Source organism: Rhodococcus sp. FG69 (assembly GCF_057808915.1).
The window spans coordinates 115,847-132,463 of the sequence record NZ_JBMDIX010000016.1 but is presented as its reverse complement, the minus strand read 5'-3'; the positions used below and the strand labels follow the sequence as shown (position 1 = coordinate 132,463).

At 63.0% G+C, this 16,617-nt stretch carries 16 protein-coding genes; 6 read left to right on the top strand and 10 right to left on the bottom strand.

Features of this window, described 5'->3' with window-relative positions; all coding sequences use genetic code 11:
- Positions 1–118 precede the first annotated feature (118 nt).
- The 3 genes from ACODSO_RS14700 to ACODSO_RS14690 are packed head-to-tail and all read right to left on the bottom strand — an operon-like array spanning position 119 to position 3,476.
- Positions 119–1,501, bottom strand: coding sequence for a glycosyltransferase (locus ACODSO_RS14700; RefSeq protein ID WP_489037485.1), 1,383 nt, complete (start codon positions 1,499–1,501; stop codon positions 119–121).
- Complete coding sequence (locus ACODSO_RS14695) at positions 1,498–2,508, bottom strand: glycosyltransferase family protein (RefSeq protein WP_489037484.1); 1,011 nt, start codon at positions 2,506–2,508, stop codon at positions 1,498–1,500. Before ACODSO_RS14695 ends, ACODSO_RS14700 begins: the two co-directional genes overlap by 4 nt.
- A complete protein-coding gene (locus ACODSO_RS14690; RefSeq protein ID WP_489037483.1) occupies positions 2,505–3,476 on the bottom strand; it encodes a WcbI family polysaccharide biosynthesis putative acetyltransferase in 972 nt (323 codons plus the stop codon). The genes ACODSO_RS14695 and ACODSO_RS14690 overlap by 4 nt, the downstream gene beginning before the upstream one ends.
- 92 nt (positions 3,477–3,568) lie before the next feature.
- Here ACODSO_RS14690 and ACODSO_RS14685 point away from each other — a divergent pair, with 92 nt between their 5' ends.
- The 4 genes from ACODSO_RS14685 to ACODSO_RS14670 all read left to right on the top strand — a co-directional run bounded on the left by ACODSO_RS14685 (position 3,569) and on the right by ACODSO_RS14670 (position 7,064).
- Positions 3,569–4,648: a glycosyltransferase family protein gene (locus tag ACODSO_RS14685; RefSeq protein WP_489037490.1), complete on the top strand. Its 1,080-nt coding sequence runs from the start codon at positions 3,569–3,571 to the stop codon at positions 4,646–4,648.
- 34 nt (positions 4,649–4,682) lie between these two features.
- Complete coding sequence (locus ACODSO_RS14680) at positions 4,683–5,681, top strand: glycosyltransferase (protein ID WP_489037482.1); 999 nt, start codon at positions 4,683–4,685, stop codon at positions 5,679–5,681.
- Positions 5,678–6,511 (top strand): glycosyltransferase family 2 protein, encoded by an 834-nt coding sequence (locus tag ACODSO_RS14675; protein WP_489037481.1) that lies wholly within the window; start codon positions 5,678–5,680, stop codon positions 6,509–6,511. The genes ACODSO_RS14680 and ACODSO_RS14675 overlap by 4 nt, the downstream gene beginning before the upstream one ends.
- A 70-nt stretch (positions 6,512–6,581) precedes the next feature.
- Complete coding sequence (locus ACODSO_RS14670; RefSeq protein WP_489037480.1) at positions 6,582–7,064, top strand: GNAT family N-acetyltransferase; 483 nt, start codon at positions 6,582–6,584, stop codon at positions 7,062–7,064.
- 5 nt (positions 7,065–7,069) lie between these two features.
- Here the strand turns inward: ACODSO_RS14670 and ACODSO_RS14665 are convergent, their stop codons facing one another.
- Entirely contained in the window at positions 7,070–7,264 is a 195-nt protein-coding gene (locus ACODSO_RS14665) for a hypothetical protein (RefSeq protein WP_068370625.1), read from the bottom strand.
- Positions 7,265–7,336: 72 nt separating this feature from the next.
- Here ACODSO_RS14665 and glgX point away from each other — a divergent pair, with 72 nt between their 5' ends.
- Positions 7,337–9,364, top strand: a complete 2,028-nt coding sequence (glgX, locus tag ACODSO_RS14660) for a glycogen debranching protein GlgX (protein WP_489037479.1) — start codon at positions 7,337–7,339, stop codon at positions 9,362–9,364.
- Between the two features lie 5 nt (positions 9,365–9,369).
- Here the strand turns inward: glgX and ACODSO_RS14655 are convergent, their stop codons facing one another.
- From ACODSO_RS14655 to ACODSO_RS14630, 6 genes are all read right to left on the bottom strand, one after another.
- On the bottom strand, positions 9,370–11,151 hold the full coding sequence (locus ACODSO_RS14655) for an acyl-CoA dehydrogenase (RefSeq protein WP_489037478.1): 1,782 nt from the start codon (positions 11,149–11,151) through the stop codon (positions 9,370–9,372).
- 41 nt (positions 11,152–11,192) lie between these two features.
- The gene (locus ACODSO_RS14650) at positions 11,193–11,858 is read right to left on the bottom strand and encodes a ScbR family autoregulator-binding transcription factor (protein WP_489037477.1); all 666 of its coding nucleotides are present in this window, start codon (positions 11,856–11,858) and stop codon (positions 11,193–11,195) included.
- A 113-nt stretch (positions 11,859–11,971) separates the two neighbouring features.
- The gene (gene idi / locus ACODSO_RS14645; protein ID WP_489037476.1) at positions 11,972–12,586 is read right to left on the bottom strand and encodes an isopentenyl-diphosphate Delta-isomerase; all 615 of its coding nucleotides are present in this window, start codon (positions 12,584–12,586) and stop codon (positions 11,972–11,974) included.
- Positions 12,587–12,949: 363 nt separating this feature from the next.
- Positions 12,950–13,507: a TetR/AcrR family transcriptional regulator gene (locus tag ACODSO_RS14640; RefSeq protein ID WP_489037475.1), complete on the bottom strand. Its 558-nt coding sequence runs from the start codon at positions 13,505–13,507 to the stop codon at positions 12,950–12,952.
- A 49-nt stretch (positions 13,508–13,556) separates the two neighbouring features.
- Positions 13,557–15,020 (bottom strand): 4Fe-4S binding protein, encoded by a 1,464-nt coding sequence (locus ACODSO_RS14635; RefSeq protein WP_489037474.1) that lies wholly within the window; start codon positions 15,018–15,020, stop codon positions 13,557–13,559.
- A 46-nt stretch (positions 15,021–15,066) separates the two neighbouring features.
- Complete coding sequence (locus tag ACODSO_RS14630) at positions 15,067–15,975, bottom strand: AurF N-oxygenase family protein (protein ID WP_489037473.1); 909 nt, start codon at positions 15,973–15,975, stop codon at positions 15,067–15,069.
- Positions 15,976–16,134: 159 nt separating this feature from the next.
- Between ACODSO_RS14630 and ACODSO_RS14625 the strand changes: the two genes are divergently transcribed.
- A complete protein-coding gene (locus ACODSO_RS14625; RefSeq protein WP_068370735.1) occupies positions 16,135–16,608 on the top strand; it encodes a DUF4334 domain-containing protein in 474 nt (157 codons plus the stop codon).
- Positions 16,609–16,617: the final 9 nt, after the last annotated feature.

The following is a 16,617-nucleotide window of genomic DNA, read 5'->3' as shown; positions in this document are numbered from 1 at the left end:
CGTCATCCGCACCACCGACCCACACGGCAACAACTACTTCAGCCCACCCGAACTATGACCGCACACAAGAGCCGAGCGCCCATCGCACCGGACTACCGCTTCGAACAGCTGGTGGGAATTACCAGGACAGCCAGGGTTCCGACGTCGCGACCGTCAGTGCAGCCTCGGAACAGCTCACCCGTCGGACACCGAACAGCGCGCGCCGTAGGTCTCGCTCGGTCATCCCCGTCCTCGCGAACCATCGCCTCGACCGGTGCACAGCCCTCGATGCCGACATCACCAACGAGGCAGTGTCCGATCGATCGAAATCCACGGCGAGCTCTCCTGCCCGACCCGGACCCAACTCTGCCGCCAGAAGTGCCAGCGACTCGTCCGAGAACAGCACACGACCTGACACCTCGACAACGAACCGGCACCGCGCGAGTATCTCCCTATCGGGAAACCCTGTGCGCACCCGACAATCCCAGATCCCCGACGCGGCGCGAAGGGCCGGAGCGTCGTCGCCGACGAGCCACACCGCGCAGTCGGATCCATGAAGCACGGACGCCACCGTCACCGACAACGAAGCCGGGGTCTGGCCCAGTGTCGACATCAGGACCACGGTGTCGGGGATGCGATAGTGCAATCCCGATGTGCGAGCGGAGGGATCGGTGATCAGCGGTGCCAGTGCAAGCGCTTCGGCGTTCTTCTGGCTGGTCCGGTCCGCGACGTCTCGCTCAGCCCAGTCGGGACCGTCGTGCCAAGCGAGCGCTGCCGGTTCATGGACGAAGACCGCTCCCATCATGAATGCCCGATTGGCGAACTCCCAGTCCTCACCCCCATAGCGGACGAAGGAGCGATCGAAACCTCCTACCGCATAGAACAATTCACGACTGCACGTCAGGACGGCGCTCAGAATGTACTTGTACCCGTCCCACCCTGGTCGCAACAGGTTCTCCGTACGCTCGTAGCCGTCGACCAGCCACTGCGGTTCACCGTCGATCGAGTCGGCCCGCACCGATGCATCATCCATCCATGATGCCAACGAACCATGCTCTACCGCAGCCAGATTCGCATGCTTTCGACGGCCGACGACGACCGCATCGGGAATCGCTGCGGGCAGACGTACGGCCTGGCGCACGTAGTCAGGGCCGGGCACCGTGTCCGCGTCCAGGAAGCACAGGATCGAGCCCCTCGACGCGTCGGCACCGAGATTCCGCGCAGCCGCAGCTCGAAACCCTTCGTCGTCCTGCCGGACCACCGAGATGTCGAGCCGTGACGTCCACCGGTCCACCGGCGGGGGTTCAGCCGAACCATCGTCGGCGACGACCACATCCATCTTCATGGACGGGTATGTCTGCGCAGTCAGTGCTTCCAGCACAAGCGAAAGCTGATGGGGTTGCTGATAATACGGGATGACCACGCTTACGGACGGAGTCCCGACAGGATCGCCCACAAGGTCCCAGCGATTGTCCGGCACGAGCGACCGCCCGTCGGCCAATTGCACCGGACGCGGGCTCATCGAGACCATCTTCGAAGCAGTTCCGAGTAGGCCAGCGCGACATCGGCCGGTGACGGCGACGGGACGGTCGAAGTATCGAGCCATGTACTCGACGGGTTCGCGACGGCATGGGCGATCGCGGTTCGCAGTGCTCGATCGTCGTTGTCGTGCAGTTGGACCATGCCGGGAGATCTCGCGTCGAGCTCCTGCGTATACGGCGTCCGAGGGACGAGGGGCCTACGCCCGACCGCGATCCACGAGTTGACAGATCCCGAGGCGGACATGTGGCGGTGATACGCGACGGGCACGGTCACCCGTGCCGCCCTGGCTCGTAGTTCCGCATCGTCGAGAAACCCCGTCACCTCGCAGGCCCTTCCCGAACCTGCCGCAGCGGCGTGAAGTTCGTCCACGAGGTCCTCGTGACCGGGTGACGGCGTCCCGAGCGCAACGAACCCCACAGTGGGCGGCAGATCGCGCAGTGCATCGAGCGTTTCGATGTGCCCTTTGCCCGGATAGAGAAACCCGAGGACGCCGACAGTGCGCTCGGCAGTCGGCGCGGGGCGAGCGACGGGGTGCCGCTCGATCATGAGCGGCACGATCTCCGGTTTCAGGTTAGCGTCGACGTGTTCGGCCAACAGTGTCGCTTCGTGGCCGCTCGACACGACTACCCCGACAGCGCACGCCGCTGCTTCCCGGTAGAACTCGATCCGAGCGCGCATGGCAGGTCCGTCGGATGGCTGCGGGATGTCGTGCAGCGTAACGGAGACGGGACGGTCCAGGCGTCGTACCGTCGCGCGCAACGCGTGCGCGGCCGCAGCAGGGTTCCGTCCGAACAACCTGTCGGTCACGTGAATATGGACCAACCCGCATTGCTGCACGTCAGTCGGAATGTCAGCATCTGGATTGTCCAACCGGGCCATCGGATGCTTCTCGCCTATGTCCTTCAGCGCGTTGCGAACCGAGATTGCGCATCGGACGACACCATGAGTGACCGGCCCGATGACGAGATGGCCGATATCCGAGATCACGACGACAGACCCAGTATGTCGATCAAGTCTCCGTATCGCGTCAGCGCTGCACCGACGAATTCGGGATGATCTCGATACCACCGAGTCTGAACGGCGTGGACGGATTTCTGGCTTACCGATTCGCCGTCCACGCACCACGTCTGACGTACTCGCGCGTCGAGCTTCAACGCATCGATGACCTGAGCCTCCAGCGGCGCCCGAATGTTGCCGAGCAGTTCCCGCGGCGGGCGAACCGGATCGGCGGACCCCAGTGCACCGAGAATGCGGCTACCGAGTTCGCGCAGTACCTCGTTGCCCGGGTGGTTGATCGTGTGCGCGGCCTTGTCGCCGAGTCCGAGAAGCACATCCGAGATCCCGACATCACAGTCGCGGCGTTCGCGCATACCTAGTTGTTCCACGCTCCACTCGGCAGCCGCGAGCACCCGCTCCGGCGCTACGTCCACATCCCATTGGTCGAAGTCGGTTCGGGCCTCGACGACACCGATCACAGTCCGGAGATCGTGATAGGGCACACCGGGAGGCACCGCGGACGGATCCGACGGGTGCCGCACGATGACCTGAAAGGGATAGAGACCGCCGTAACGGATCACCGGCCACACGATGTGCTTCTGGGGCGACCGGGGCCGTCCGAGCATGTCGGCGGTCCCTATCGGCAACCCGCGATACCCCGATCGAACGGGTTGCGAGACGAACACCGCCGCCGAGTCGACTGCATGCTCGACGAAGCGCATGTCCGCTCTGGTCAGCTCGTGGACCGGAGGTACACGAAGAGTCCTATACGGCAGGTCAGGTGCGCTGGACAGCACAATTCGCAGCGCCTCGGCCTGGCAGTTTCCCCAGACCAGAAGCACCGGACGGTCGTCGGCGGGCTCATCGATTCCGTAGAACTCGCCATAGTGCCGTGTTCGACCGTCGATCTCGCCATCCGCGACTGGTCGACGTCCGCTGTAGTATTCGGTTGTCTCCAAAGACACTCCCTCTCGAGCAGCCGGGCCGGGTCCGCCACACCCCGTATAACCGATCTGCCGCAAAGGAACCTCGTTTGTTCAATCCCGACTCGATGACTGTCGCCTCGGTGCCCACCTCCCATGCCTATGTTGCGCACCTCGATCCCGTCGGAGGGAGCCGTGGTGTCGTGCGCATGCCGGATCCGGTACCGCCCGGCGCAGACGGCACCGAGCGGTGGTGGCCACCGCGATGGCTCGATCCCGAGTGGTTGAGCGAGCACATCGACCGGTTCGATCTGCTGCACCTGCACTTCGGATTCGACGCCATGAGCGTCGAACGTCTGGAGGACGTCGTGCGAGTGCTGGACAGCGCGAACAAGCCGCTAGTCTTCACTGTGCACGACCTGCACAATCCGCACTTCGTCGACAACACCGTGCACACCGCTCACCTCGACGTGCTGGTCGCCGCAGCCGACGAACTCATCACACTCACCCCAGGTGCCGCACACGAAATCGCCGTGAGGTGGGACCGTCGTGCGACGGTTCTGCCACATCCGCATGTTGCGCCGCTACATCTGATCGGCCGACCACGAGATGGCTCACCGACCTTCGTCGTAGGCGTACACATGAAGAGCCTTCGAGCCAATCTCGATCCTCTGGCGGTGCTCGACACCGTCGTGAACACGATCGCGGACCTGCCGGACGCTACCGTCCGCATCGACATCGACCAGGACGTCCTCGCGTCAGACGGGCCGGACAGCATCCGTATCGAGAGCGTGTTGGAGCACTACCGGTCCGTACCCGGCGTCGTCGTGCGCGTTCACCCCCGATTCACCGACGCAGAACTGTGGCAATACTTGACCGAGATCGATGTGTCCGTGCTCCCGTACCGATTCGGAACCCATTCCGGCTGGCTGGAGGCGTGCCATGATCTGGGGACCACCGCAGTCGTACCCGACTGCGGCTACTTCTCCGAGCAACGCCCCTGCCACACATTCGGTTTCGGTATCGACCGATTCGATGCGGTGAGCTTGTCCACGTCGCTGCGTGAGGCGCACGCCGCGCGGTTCGACACCGCCGCCGCTACCCGCGAAGCAAGGGAACGTGAGCGCGAGGACATAGCACAGGCGCACGAGCACATCTACGCGCGCGCCGGCGCACGTAGATTCGGCATGACCGGAGCGAGCAAATGACAGAGCGCGACTCCGTGTCGATCGGTGATGTCGCATGATCGGGTACTACGCTCACCATCACGGGTCCGGACACGTGACACGGGCGACATCGATTGCTCACTGCCTCGCTGAACCGCTCACCGTGTTGTCCTCGCGACAACGCCCCGCACACAGCGACATCGAGTGGATTGCGCTTCCGCTCGATACGGATGACACCGCCGTCGATTCTCTCGATCCGACGGCAGGGGGCATCGCACACTGGGCACCGACGGGGGTGCGCGGACTCACGGACCGGATGGCCGTCATCGCCGAATGGGTTGCGCGAGAGAGGCCGACCCTGTTCGTCGTGGACGTGTCGATCGAGGTCGCACTGTTCGTCCGGCTACTCGGGGTCGACGTCGTGGTCATGGCGATGCCGGGCGACCGCACCGACGAGCCCCACGAGCTTGCCTATCGGGCCGCGACCAAGATCATTGCGCCGTGGTCGCAGTCCTTCTACGACCCGGAGTGGCTGCACCCCTACGCCGCCAAGACGAGCTACGTCGGCGCGATCAGCCGATTCGACGGACGCCCACGAGAGTCGACGTCGACCGATCCCACCGTTGTCGTCCTCGGCGGAGCGGGTGGAACAGCATTGAGCACGTCCGATGTCACCGATGCTGCCTCCGCAAATCCGGAATACCTGTGGGTGCCAGCGGGTATCGACGATCAATCGTGGGTAGACGACGTGTGGCCGACATTGTGTTCGGCAACCGTCGTCGTCACGCATGCCGGGCAGAATGCGATAGCCGACTGCGCGTGCGCCCGGGTGCCGACGATTGTGATCCCGCAGGAACGCCCGCACGGCGAACAGAGCGCGACTGCGACGGCACTCGAGACGGCAGGCGCTGCCGTGTTGGTCGACGGATGGCCGGATCCCGGCACGTGGACGAGCATACTGACGCGCGCACGGGCTCTCGATCCCGCCGCGTGGGACAACCTGCGTCAACCGGGCGCCGCCGTGCGAGCAGCGGGAATACTCAGCACTGTCGTCGACGATAGGTCCGCCCGGTGAAGATCGCAGTGGTCACCGTGGTCTCGGGCCGGCACGAGCATCTGACCGCCCAACTGCACGGACTCCGACGCTCGTCGATACCTCCGTCGGAGCACATCGTGGTGTCGATGGGAGACGAAGACATCACCGATGTCGTCCGTGGCGCGGGCAGCGACGCCACGGTCATTCGGATGGACACCTCGGGCCCTCGGCTGCCGCTCGCGTCCGCCCGGAATCTCGGCGCACGTACTGCGATGGGGCACTGCGCCGATCTCATCGTCTTCCTCGACGTCGACTGCATCCCCGGCGTCGATATGCTCGCGCGCTACGCGGCGGCGGCGGACGTGGACTGCGAAGGCGGCGGCGGCCGGAGCCTTCTGTGCGGGCCCGTCACATATCTGCCGCCGAGTCCGTCCGGGTGGTCGGCTGACGCTCTGCTTGCTGCCACCGATCCGCACCCGGCGCGTCCGAACCCGCCGCCGAACACGGTACTCGTCGGCACCGACTACGACCTGTTCTGGTCCCTGTCCTTCGCATCGACACCGAGCACCTGGCAGGTGACCGGCGGATTCGAGGAGGACTACGCGGGGTACGGCGGTGAGGACACCGACTTCGCCGCCACCGCCCAGGCCGCGGACGTCGGACTACTATGGGTCGGCGGCGCACATGCGTACCACCAGTACCACCCCGTGTCGTCACCTCCCGTCGAGCGCCTCGACGACATCATCCGGAATTCGGCTTTGTTCCACCGACGTTGGAACAGGTGGCCCATGACGGGCTGGCTCGACGAATTCGAACGTCGTGGGTTGATCGAGCGAAATGACTCGGGAGAGATACGTCGCATCGGTTGACGGGTAAGTCTCACCCTGCGGGGTACACGACCGACTACACAGACGAAAGAACAACGAGGAAAGTTCGACGATGCCAACATCTCACACCAGTTCCGTTGCGAACCGGCCACCTACGCTCACCAGGGCATGGGCACCAGATCTGGACACGGATCGTCTCTACGCACTACTGAAGCTCAGGGTGGAAGTATTCGTCGTGGAGCAAGCCTGGTTCTATCCGGAGCTCGACGGATACGATCTGCTTCCGCGTACGAGGCACTTCTGGGTCGAACGCGAGGGTGCAATTATCGGAACGGTACGGCTGTTGGAAGAGACAGAAGACGGCATGCGTCAGTATCGGCTGGGCCATCTGTGCACGCGCCGCACCGATCGCGGCTACGGCCACACGACGAGGTTGCTTCAGGCCGCCCTGGCGGATGTCGGCGAAGCGCCATGCCGAATCGATTCGCCGAGCTATCTCGTCGAGATGTACACGCGCCACGGGTTCGTGCAGTCCGGCGAAGAGCAGATCGACAACGGAGTACCGCTGGTTCCGTTGCTCCGAAACCAGCGGTAGCCGAACTACTTACTTGCCGAGTTACCCTCGGTGTCGTCCACGAAGGCCCACTCGCCGTCGTGGTCGACCTCCAATCTCCACCCCAACTCGCTGTTGTCCGCTTTCTCGTCGATGAACCATGCATACGCGTCTTCGGCGCTCTCGATGTCTTTGGTTGCGACGACGTCGCCGGTCGGGTTCAGAACTCTGTAATCAGCCATACTGAAGCCGTACCCGTCGGAGGGGCACATCCAAACGTGTTTACCTACCTCCCCGTGGGGTACTGAGCAGCAATGATCCATGCGAGCACCCCTTACCCCCTTGGGGTTTCCCTACTGTCCGACGGCAAGGCCGACGTCGCCGTCTATTCGGAGACCGCTGACTCCATCACTGTCGTGGTCGTCGACGACAACGGTGACGAGGTGGCCGCGACCGTGTTGAGTCACCGAACCGGGCACGTCTTCCATGGTTTCGTCGATGGTCTGTCGAACGGTAGCAAGTACGGGCTGCGAGTGGATGGTCCGTGGGATCCGGCAGAGGGGCTGCGTCACAACGCGAACAAGCTCTTGCTCGATCCGTACGCACGCGCGATCGCAGGCTCCGTGGACTGGAACGAATCGGTGTTCTCGCACTATCACGAGGAGCCGGAGACGATGAACGACGCCGATTCGGCGTCGTTCATGATGCTGTCGGTCGTTGCCGCTTCCAAGTTCGACTGGGGTACGGACGCACCGCCGCGAACTCCCCTGGACCAGAGCGTCGTATACGAAGTGCACGTCAAGGGTTTTACCGCGCAGCATCCTGACGTCGACGAGAACATCCGCGGGACTTACGCCGGTCTCGCACATCCAGCGTCGGTGCAGACGCTCGTCGATCTCGGTGTCACTGCAGTCGAACTGCTTCCTGTTCACCAGTTCGTCCAGGATTCACACCTGCTCGAAGAAGGTCGACGAAACTATTGGGGCTACAACTCCATCGGCTTTTTGGCCCCGCACAACGAGTACAGCAGCACAGGTGACACCGGCGGTCAGGTCGACGAATTCAAGTCCATGGTCAAAGCACTGCACGCAGCGAACATCGAAGTCATTCTGGACGTCGTCTACAACCACACGGCTGAGGGCAACCATTTGGGCCCGACGCTGTCTTTCAAGGGAATCGACAACCGTTCGTACTACCGATTGGTCGAAGAGGACAGAGGTTCGTACTTCGACACCACGGGCACGGGTAACAGCCTCAACGTCGGGCACCCAGCGGCACTGGCGCTGATCATGGATTCACTGCGGTACTGGGTCACCGAAATGCACGTGGACGGATTCCGGTTCGACCTGGCAAGCACACTGACTCGCCAGGACTCCGACCTGGACAAGCACAGCGCCTTCCTCGACCTCGTTCATCAGGATCCCACGTTGGCCTCGGTCAAGCTCATCGCCGAACCGTGGGACACCCACGGCTACCAGGTCGGTGGGTTCCCTGCCCGGTGGTCGGAGTGGAACGGCAAGTTCCGCGACGACGTCCGAGACTTCTGGCGCGGCGAAGCCGGTTCGCTCGGCGCCTTCGCTCAACGGATCACCGGCAGTCCCGACGTGTACGAAAGCACGCGGCGCCCGCCACTGGCCAGCGTCAATTTCGTTACCGCGCACGATGGATTCACCCTGGCCGACCTGAACAGCTACGACGACAAGCACAACGACGCGAACGGCGAGGACAACGAGGACGGCGAGTCCGACAACCGCTCGTGGGGTTGCGGGGCAGAAGGACCGACCGAGGACGACGGTGTGCTCGCGCTTCGGGCACGCCAGCAGCGCAATCACCTTGCCACACTACTGTTGTCGGCCGGTGTTCCGATGATCCTCGGCGGGGACGAGATCGGTCGATCGCAGCACGGCAACAACAACGCGTACTGCCAGGACAACGAGATTTCCTGGTACGACTGGGCCGCGGCCGACCGTTCACTCCAGCAGTTCACCGCGGACCTCATCGCACTGCGGACCGAGCACCCAGCGCTACGGCCGATGTGGTTCCGGCACGACAGCGACTCCGACGCCGAGACGTACGTCGACTTCTATCGAGCCGACGGCGAAAAGCTCGCCGACGACGACTGGACCGACGACGCTGCCCTCTCTCTGCTGGTGGAGCTCGCCTCGGCCGATGACGACTCCACCTTCGGCTGGTTGGTCAACTCGTCGGGCGGCGCCGTGGAATTCACACTGCCGTCGGAAGACTGGCGGCAAGTGATGTCCAGCGACCCCGACCAGGCTTACGAAAGCTCAGGCCCGTCGATTCTGATCCGCGAACACTCGTTTACATTGCTGGCTCGCTGACCTGCTCAGAACCACGCCGGGTCCATATCGAGTGTGGTTCGATCCAAGCTGGACAGTAGATCGAGTTGCGGTGCGACTTTGGGCAATTCGTACACGAAAAAGTATCGGGCCGCCTGGCGCTTACCGTCGTAGAAGTTGCCGCTCTTTCCGTAGACGGCGGTAAGTTGCTCGAGCCACATCCAGGCGATCACGATGTGGCCCATCGCTTCCAGGTACACCGAGGAGTTCGCGAGCGCCACATCCGGTTCTCCGGTGGACCACAACGTTGCCGTGACGGCCAGAACATTCTTCCACGAAGTCTCCAACTGGACGCTGAATCCTGCTGTGTCTGCGTCCAGTTCGCGCGCTCGCTGTACGGTGTCCGCGATTCGAGTGCCCAACAACCCCAGCGCTGCGCCGCCCTGCATCGTGACTTTGCGACCGAGCAGGTCGAGGCCTTGAATGCCGTGTGTGCCTTCGTGGATCGGGTTGAGCCTGTTGTCCCGGTAGTACTGCTCGACGTCGTAGTCCCGGGTGTAGCCGTAACCGCCGTGCACCTGGATGGCCAGATTGTTGGCTTCGAGACACCACTGCGACGGCCAACTCTTGGCGATCGGCGTCAGCAGGTCCAGGAGCAGAGTCGTCTCGGCCCTCAGTCGATCGTCCTCTGTGGTGTCCTGCTCGTCCACCAGTCGAGAGCAGTAGAGGCCGAGAGCCAGAGCACCTTCGACGTACGACTTCTGTGCCAGAAGCATCCGTCTGACGTCGGCATGTTCGATCAGCGCCACCGGCGGTGACGACGGATCCTTCATGCCGAGGGGTCGGCCCTGCGTCCGAACTTTCGCGTATTCCAGCGACTTCATGTACCCGACATAGCCGAGCGAGATCGCCAGGAATCCGACGCCTATCCGGGCCTCGTTCATCATGTGGAACATGTAGGACAACCCACGGTGTTCCTCACCGACGAGGTACCCGATCGCCCCGGGTTCACCTGCCACCGAATGCGTTCCGTCACCGAATTCGAGGAGCGTGTTCGTGGTTCCGCGGTTGCCCATCTTGTGATTGAGGCCTACGAGCGTGACGTCGTTCCGCGTCCCGTCGGGAAGCACCTTGGGAACGATGAACAACGAGATTCCCTTGACTCCGGCACCTCCGCCTGCTGCCTTCGCGAGTACGAGGTGGACGATGTTCTCGGTCAACTCGTGGTCCCCCGCCGAGATCCACATCTTGGTCCCCGAGATCCGATAGCTACCGTCATCCCGCTTCACCGCGCGCGTGGTGATGTCGGCGAGCGACGAGCCTGCCTGCGGCTCGGAAAGGCACATCGTGCCGAAGAACCTGCCCTCGAGCATCGGGCGAACATAGTCGTCGATCTGAGTGGAAGTGCCGTAGGTGGCAATCAGGTTGGCATTGGCCATCGTCAGGAACGGGTAGGCCGACGTCGACGCGTTCGCTGCCTGGAACCACGCCATCGCGGCCCGCGCCACAGTCGCCGGAAGCTGCATTCCGCCGAGGGACTCGTCGAACTGACCGGCGATCAGACCTGCAGATGCATAGATGTCGAGGGCGGCCTTCACCTCGTCGATCATCTCGACGGTGCCGTCGGGTCGCATTTTCGGCTCGACGGCATCGGAGAGTTTGTTGTGCGGCTCGAAGTGTTTGCGCGCTATGTCGGCACACAGGTCGAGCACCGCGTCGAACGTGTCCTTGGAGTGCTCCGAGAATCGCTTCCTGGCCGTCAACGACTCCACATCGAGCCATTCGTAGAGTAGGAAATCTAGATCTCGGCGGGACAGTACGTCGGTCATCGATTGGATCCGTTCACGCGGGGGCAGGTCGCACCTTCACACTAGGCGCTCACATCCAGGCCGGCCGTCGGCACCGTCCAGTCGCGCGGCGCACTGGCCGCGCATGCCTTGGCGCGCTCCAAAGCGTGCGGGGCAACGACAGCAGGAAGCAACAGCGTCCACATCTCGGCAAGGCGCTCGTACAGGTCGACGCGCCCGTACAGAACCTCGGACAGCATCTGTACGCCGGTGAACGCCCCGACGACAAATCTCGCCAGCGCTTCCACATCGATTCCGTCGGCGAGGTCGCCTTCCTCCGCAGCTCGGGCCGCGAGTGTCCGGATGGAGTCGATCCAGTCCAGATAGGGCCGTTGGACCGGGCCCTGAATACTGCCGATCTCGAGCGTCAGACGCATTCCGCCACGGGCGATCGGCTCTTCTACCAGCTGGCGAGCCATCTCCTGGCTGACGAAGACGAGTGCATCGAGCGCAACCGGGACCTGTGCGGTGATAGCCTGCGAGCCGTTCATGGCCAGCTGATGCTGCGCTTCGATGACCGCGTGCGCGAGCTCTTCCTTGGACGCGAAATGGAAATACATTGCACCCTTGGTCACCCCGGCATACGCAAGGATGGTCGACAGACTCGAGGTTCCGTAACCGAACTTCTCGAAGCTGATCGCGGCACCGAGCAGGACGGCTTGGCGGGTGTTCTCAGCACGCTGCTGCATGAGTACCGACCAATCCGTCTACTCGCTCGTTCGCACTCGCCGTTCTCCACGTGTACTGCACCGGTCAACCATATCTGTTTCGATGTCGGTTGTTCGAATGACGCTGCCCGAGGTCAGCCGAGGTCCGGCCTGTACCGGGCTGCCTGAGGTAGGCCCGCTGCGTCACCGGACGGCCAGTGGGAAGGATCGTCACCAAGACCCTGCAGCTGCGCTATCTGTTCCCGGCACCAGGGCGAGACATCCCCGCCGTCGTCGACGAACCGAACGAACTCTTCCCACGGATACCACTCCGCCTGTGAAACCTCCGCCGGATTCGGCTCCGGATCCGGGCCATCGTAGACAACGCCGAACACCGGGCACAGCTCGTTCTCGACTATGCCGTCCGCCATGACCGCTCGGTACCGAAAATCAGGGAGCAACAACCGGATTCCAGACACAGTGATGCCCAGTTCCTGCTCGAGCCTACGAACGACGGCAACTCCGAGATCTTCCCCGGGCGACGGGTGGCCACAGCAACTGTTAGTCGTCACCGCGGGCCATGTCTTCTTGGTTCCGGCCCGCTGCGTGATCAGAACTTCGTTGCGAGAGTTGAAGACATAACACGAGAAAGCTAGATGAAGCGGCGTGTGCGTGGTGTGAACTGTCGCCTTCGGCTGCGTTCCGACGGCCGACCCGTCGTCGTCGACGAGCACGACGTGTTCGGTAACCAGAGATGGTGTCGTTGGCATGGGCTCCATGTTTCCAGACTCGGCAGAACTCGTCACACTATTGACCGCGCCTCATCCGAATGAGTCGTGGCTGACCAGCCCTTGGAGGCCGCAGACGGCTGCGATGTTTGTGGTGCGCGCTGCGGTGGGTAGTTGGGTAACCGGTGGCGACCCGAATGTCCGAGTCGCCGCCGGCATGTTCGGAGGAGTTGAGACCACAGCTCCTCCGGATATGCCTCACGGTGCGGCAGCTACCCCGCACCGTCGGGCACCCCATCGATGGTGCCCGGACCCCAGTCCGGGATGCCAGTCGAACTCCGTATCGCAACCGTCAGATGCGGAACTGTTACTCAACCGATGCTGTATCGCCACCTTCGCGGAGCGCTATTGCATGGCCACGACGTCCGCGATTGCGCGTACGTCCTCGGCGCCCAACTGTTGCGTACCGATCATGACCTGCCGTCTGAGCAAGCCGTCGACGGACATTGCGAACAACTCGGCTGCCGCGGTACTCGGCGGCGCCCCCGCTGCGGCTCGTCCATCACGCACCAACTGTACGAACGCCGCGAGCTGAACGTCGAACGCCGCGCGCAGCTCAGGATGCGTCAGAGATTCCCCCTGCAGATGGTGCCTCGCAATCACTCTCGCGCGGTTGGCCTCGGAACACATGTCCTCGACGAACCCGACCACGGCATCGACCACAGCTCGGTGTGTCCAATGGTCCAGCGAGAAGTGCTTCGTTGCGGTTTCCATGTCCCTGACGAACACCTCCCGCAGAGCCATGTTCAATAGCTGCGTCCGACTGGGGGCGTGATAGTTCACCGCACCCGGCTTGAGCCCGGCGGCCGCGTCGACCGCACGGTGCGTCAGGCCGCGCGATCCTCTGTCGGCGAGCACTGTGACCGCAGCTGCGGCCAGCGCGTCCTTACGGGTCCGCTCCATATTCCGACCATACGACACCCCTGACTCCCCCCACCCTGCGCCGGGGCGGCTACACCTTGCGGGCGAGCACGCGCGGTAGTCGCCTCTTCGTTGCGGGAGGATTGTTCGCGAGGTCCTCCAACAACGCGTCCACCGTCTCTTCGGCATCGACTTTGTTGTCGCCGATACCTCCGGTGGCGCCGCGCTTGGCCCACCCGACGACGTACCGTCCGGTCGCAGGGGTTCCGTCCTCACCGATCATGCGTCCGCCGACATTGCGAATCGCTCCACGCTCGGCATCGAAAGGCACTCCGGGAGACGGCGTTCCACGATAGCCGATGGCCAGCAGGACAAGATCGGATGCAACTGTTGTTCCGCCCGCGAATTCGATGGACTCGACCCGATCTGTGCCGTTCACACGCACGGGCGCACGACTGAAGGCGAAGACTATCCGACGCCGGGTTGCCGGAATCGAGCCCTCGCAGTTCACCACACCCCGTAGAGCAGACGCAGGTGCCGAGATCGGAAGGTCGTCGATGACGGACAGAGCTTCCGGCGGGCCGCTGACGGCCACGTCGACGCTGCGTCGGGATACGAGTGCTTGGCATTCGGAGCGAGTGAAGGCTGCGAACTCCGGCCCCCGCCTTGCCGCGATGACAACCTCCTTCACGGTGCTGCGTCGTAGCGCAGCGAGAGCGTGCGACGAGATCTCTGTGCCGACGAGGTCATCGGGATCCGCCGTGAGTATCCGAGCAGCGTCGAGTGCCACGTTGCCGTTGCCGATGATCGTGACTCGCTCGATTCCAGCGAGGTCGATTGCGTCTCCTGGTACGCCTGGATGGCCTGTGTACCACCCGACCAGCGTGCGTGCGCTGACCGAACCGGGGAGGTCGATTCCCGTGATGTCCAGCGGCCGATCACTGTCGGCGCCGACCGCGTACACGACGGCGTCGAACCGGCGATGCACTTCCTCGTGCGTGATGTCGACGCCGACCTCGACACCCAGCTTCATGGTGACCCGGGGGTGAACGAACAGGCTTCGGAAGTGCTCACTGATCTGCCGTGTGCCGATATGGTCCGGTGCAACGCCGAATCGGGCCAGACCACCCGCAACGTCGAGCTTGTCGTAGAACGTGATTCGGCTGCTCGGAACTCGAAGAAGTGCCTGTGCGGTGTAGCTCGCCGATGGGCCCGTTCCGACGATCGCCACCTCGAACCGTGCGAAGTCGTTGACCGCGGCGGGCGGGAACTTCGGCGGATCCCACTGCGCGACGGCCGGCTTATCCCGGTAGTAGTCGGCATTGATGTCGGCGTAGATGGCTTGATCATCGGTCAATCTCGACACCCGCGTGATCGCGTCCACCGGGCAGGCGTCAGCGCACGCACCGCAATCGATACAGCTACGGGGATCGATGTACAGGAGGTCCGTCTTGCCGAAATCCGCCTCGCCCGGTGTCGGGTGAATGCAGTTGACCGGGCAGACCGACAGACACGATGCGTCGTTGCAACAGTTCTGAGTTATCGCAAAAGCCACGCTGGATCCTCGAAATCGACTCTGACAGTGGTATTCACAAGGGCAATCACAACATGTGCAGGCGCTTGTAGATCGCCTCCGCCGGCCTGGTGACAAGTCCACAGTCGTGCAGGAATGCCATCAGGTGCTCACTGCTGGTCCGCATCATCATGTGGTGGTGGGCGTTGTTCTTCGCTTCGCGGACAGCACGGTCGGTGTCCAGACCCGCGGCCGCGTACACGCCCTTGTTGACCATGTTCGAGACGATGATGCGTGCTGCTATCGCAACCACGAGTGCGCTCGTCTTGCGCCGCGCAACACCCTTGCCCTCGATCCGTTCCCGCATCTGCTGCCGCGCGAACGTCATGTGGCGGGACTCCTCGACGACGTGGATCTTGCTCGTCGTGCGCACCAGCGGGAGTACGTTCTCGCCGCGCATCCAGTCGCGCTGCATCACGTCGAGAACCTCTTCCGCGACGAGGATTCCGCCGTACGCTGCCTCGGCCGAAGCGAGAGCCTTGAACCCACGACCGAGCTCGATGCTCATCCGACGCGGCAGGTAGGCCTTGATTCCCATCTTGGTGCACGCGCGAGCGAACATGATGGAGTGCCTGCACTCGTCGGCGATCTCGGTGAGGGCGAACTGGAAGTCCGAATCCGAGGAGTCCTTGCAGTACTGATCACGCAGGACCATCTGCTGAAGAATCATCTCGAACCAGATGCCGGTACTCATGATGGAGCACACCTCGTGACGGGTCAGCAGAATGCGCTGATCCTCGGTCATCTCGTTCCACAGATCCGTGCCGTACAGCGTGCTCCACTGCGGGTTCAATCCGTAGAGCGTCGGGTCGAGATCCTCGTCCCACGCCACGTCTTCAGCTGGGTCGTAGGAAAGTTGTGCAGCCGAATCGAGCAATCGGAGCGAGACATCCTCGGCATCGAGAACGTCGGTCCGTGTTGCAGATGTGCTGGTCATGGTGCATCCATCCTTCCATCGACAGTGAAGCCGCGTATGTGTTACACACATTACCAGTTACTTTAGGTTGCAGTCACTTCTCGGTGGACAGAAATCGACTTCGCGTACCTTTCGATGTGGTCGAACCGCCCGGTTCGCCGTACCGAGCATGGAGGCAGCATGTACATCGAGTCGGCACGTAACCTGTTCGCGGAAAAACTGAAGCAGACGGACGGGGTACAGCCCGCCGAGCTCGACGCGATCTGGACCGCCCTTGCACCGGTTCGAGCCGAGGACATTCTCGGGAACTGGAAAGGATCTCAGTTCTTCACCGGGCACCGGTTGTGCCGCAAGCTGACCACCAGCAACTGGCACGGAAAACGGTTCGAGTCGCTCGACCGCGCGCAGCCGTTGATCTGCCGCGACGCCAGCGGTGAGCTCTACTCGGACGTCGAGTCCGGCAACGGCGAGGCGAGTCTGTGGAACATCGAGTTCCGTGGCGAAGTCACCGCAACCATGGTCTACGACGGCGCACCGATCTTCGATCACTTCAAGATGGTCTCCGCCGACACTCTGATGGGCATAATGAACGGCAAGTCCGCCCTGGTACTCGACGGCGGTCACCATTACTACTTCGCCCTCGAACGCGAGTAGAAATCGGCG

What these genes read in the sequence shown, in the direction of transcription:
- ACODSO_RS14700 (WP_489037485.1), bottom strand. Translation starts at nt 1,501, where the DNA reads ATGAGCCCGCGTCCGGTGCAATTGGCCGACGGGCGGTCGCTCGTGCCG.
- ACODSO_RS14685 (WP_489037490.1), top strand. Translation starts at nt 3,569, where the DNA reads ATGACTGTCGCCTCGGTGCCCACCTCCCATGCCTATGTTGCGCACCTC.
- ACODSO_RS14680 (WP_489037482.1), top strand. Translation starts at nt 4,683, where the DNA reads ATGATCGGGTACTACGCTCACCATCACGGGTCCGGACACGTGACACGG.
- ACODSO_RS14670 (WP_489037480.1), top strand. Translation starts at nt 6,582, where the DNA reads ATGCCAACATCTCACACCAGTTCCGTTGCGAACCGGCCACCTACGCTC.
- ACODSO_RS14665 (WP_068370625.1), bottom strand. Translation starts at nt 7,264, where the DNA reads ATGGCTGATTACAGAGTTCTGAACCCGACCGGCGACGTCGTCGCAACC.
- glgX (WP_489037479.1), top strand. Translation starts at nt 7,337, where the DNA reads ATGATCCATGCGAGCACCCCTTACCCCCTTGGGGTTTCCCTACTGTCC.
- ACODSO_RS14655 (WP_489037478.1), bottom strand. Translation starts at nt 11,151, where the DNA reads ATGACCGACGTACTGTCCCGCCGAGATCTAGATTTCCTACTCTACGAA.
- ACODSO_RS14650 (WP_489037477.1), bottom strand. Translation starts at nt 11,858, where the DNA reads ATGCAGCAGCGTGCTGAGAACACCCGCCAAGCCGTCCTGCTCGGTGCC.
- idi (WP_489037476.1), bottom strand. Translation starts at nt 12,586, where the DNA reads ATGCCAACGACACCATCTCTGGTTACCGAACACGTCGTGCTCGTCGAC.
- ACODSO_RS14640 (WP_489037475.1), bottom strand. Translation starts at nt 13,507, where the DNA reads ATGGAGCGGACCCGTAAGGACGCGCTGGCCGCAGCTGCGGTCACAGTG.
- ACODSO_RS14630 (WP_489037473.1), bottom strand. Translation starts at nt 15,975, where the DNA reads ATGACCAGCACATCTGCAACACGGACCGACGTTCTCGATGCCGAGGAT.
- ACODSO_RS14625 (WP_068370735.1), top strand. Translation starts at nt 16,135, where the DNA reads ATGTACATCGAGTCGGCACGTAACCTGTTCGCGGAAAAACTGAAGCAG.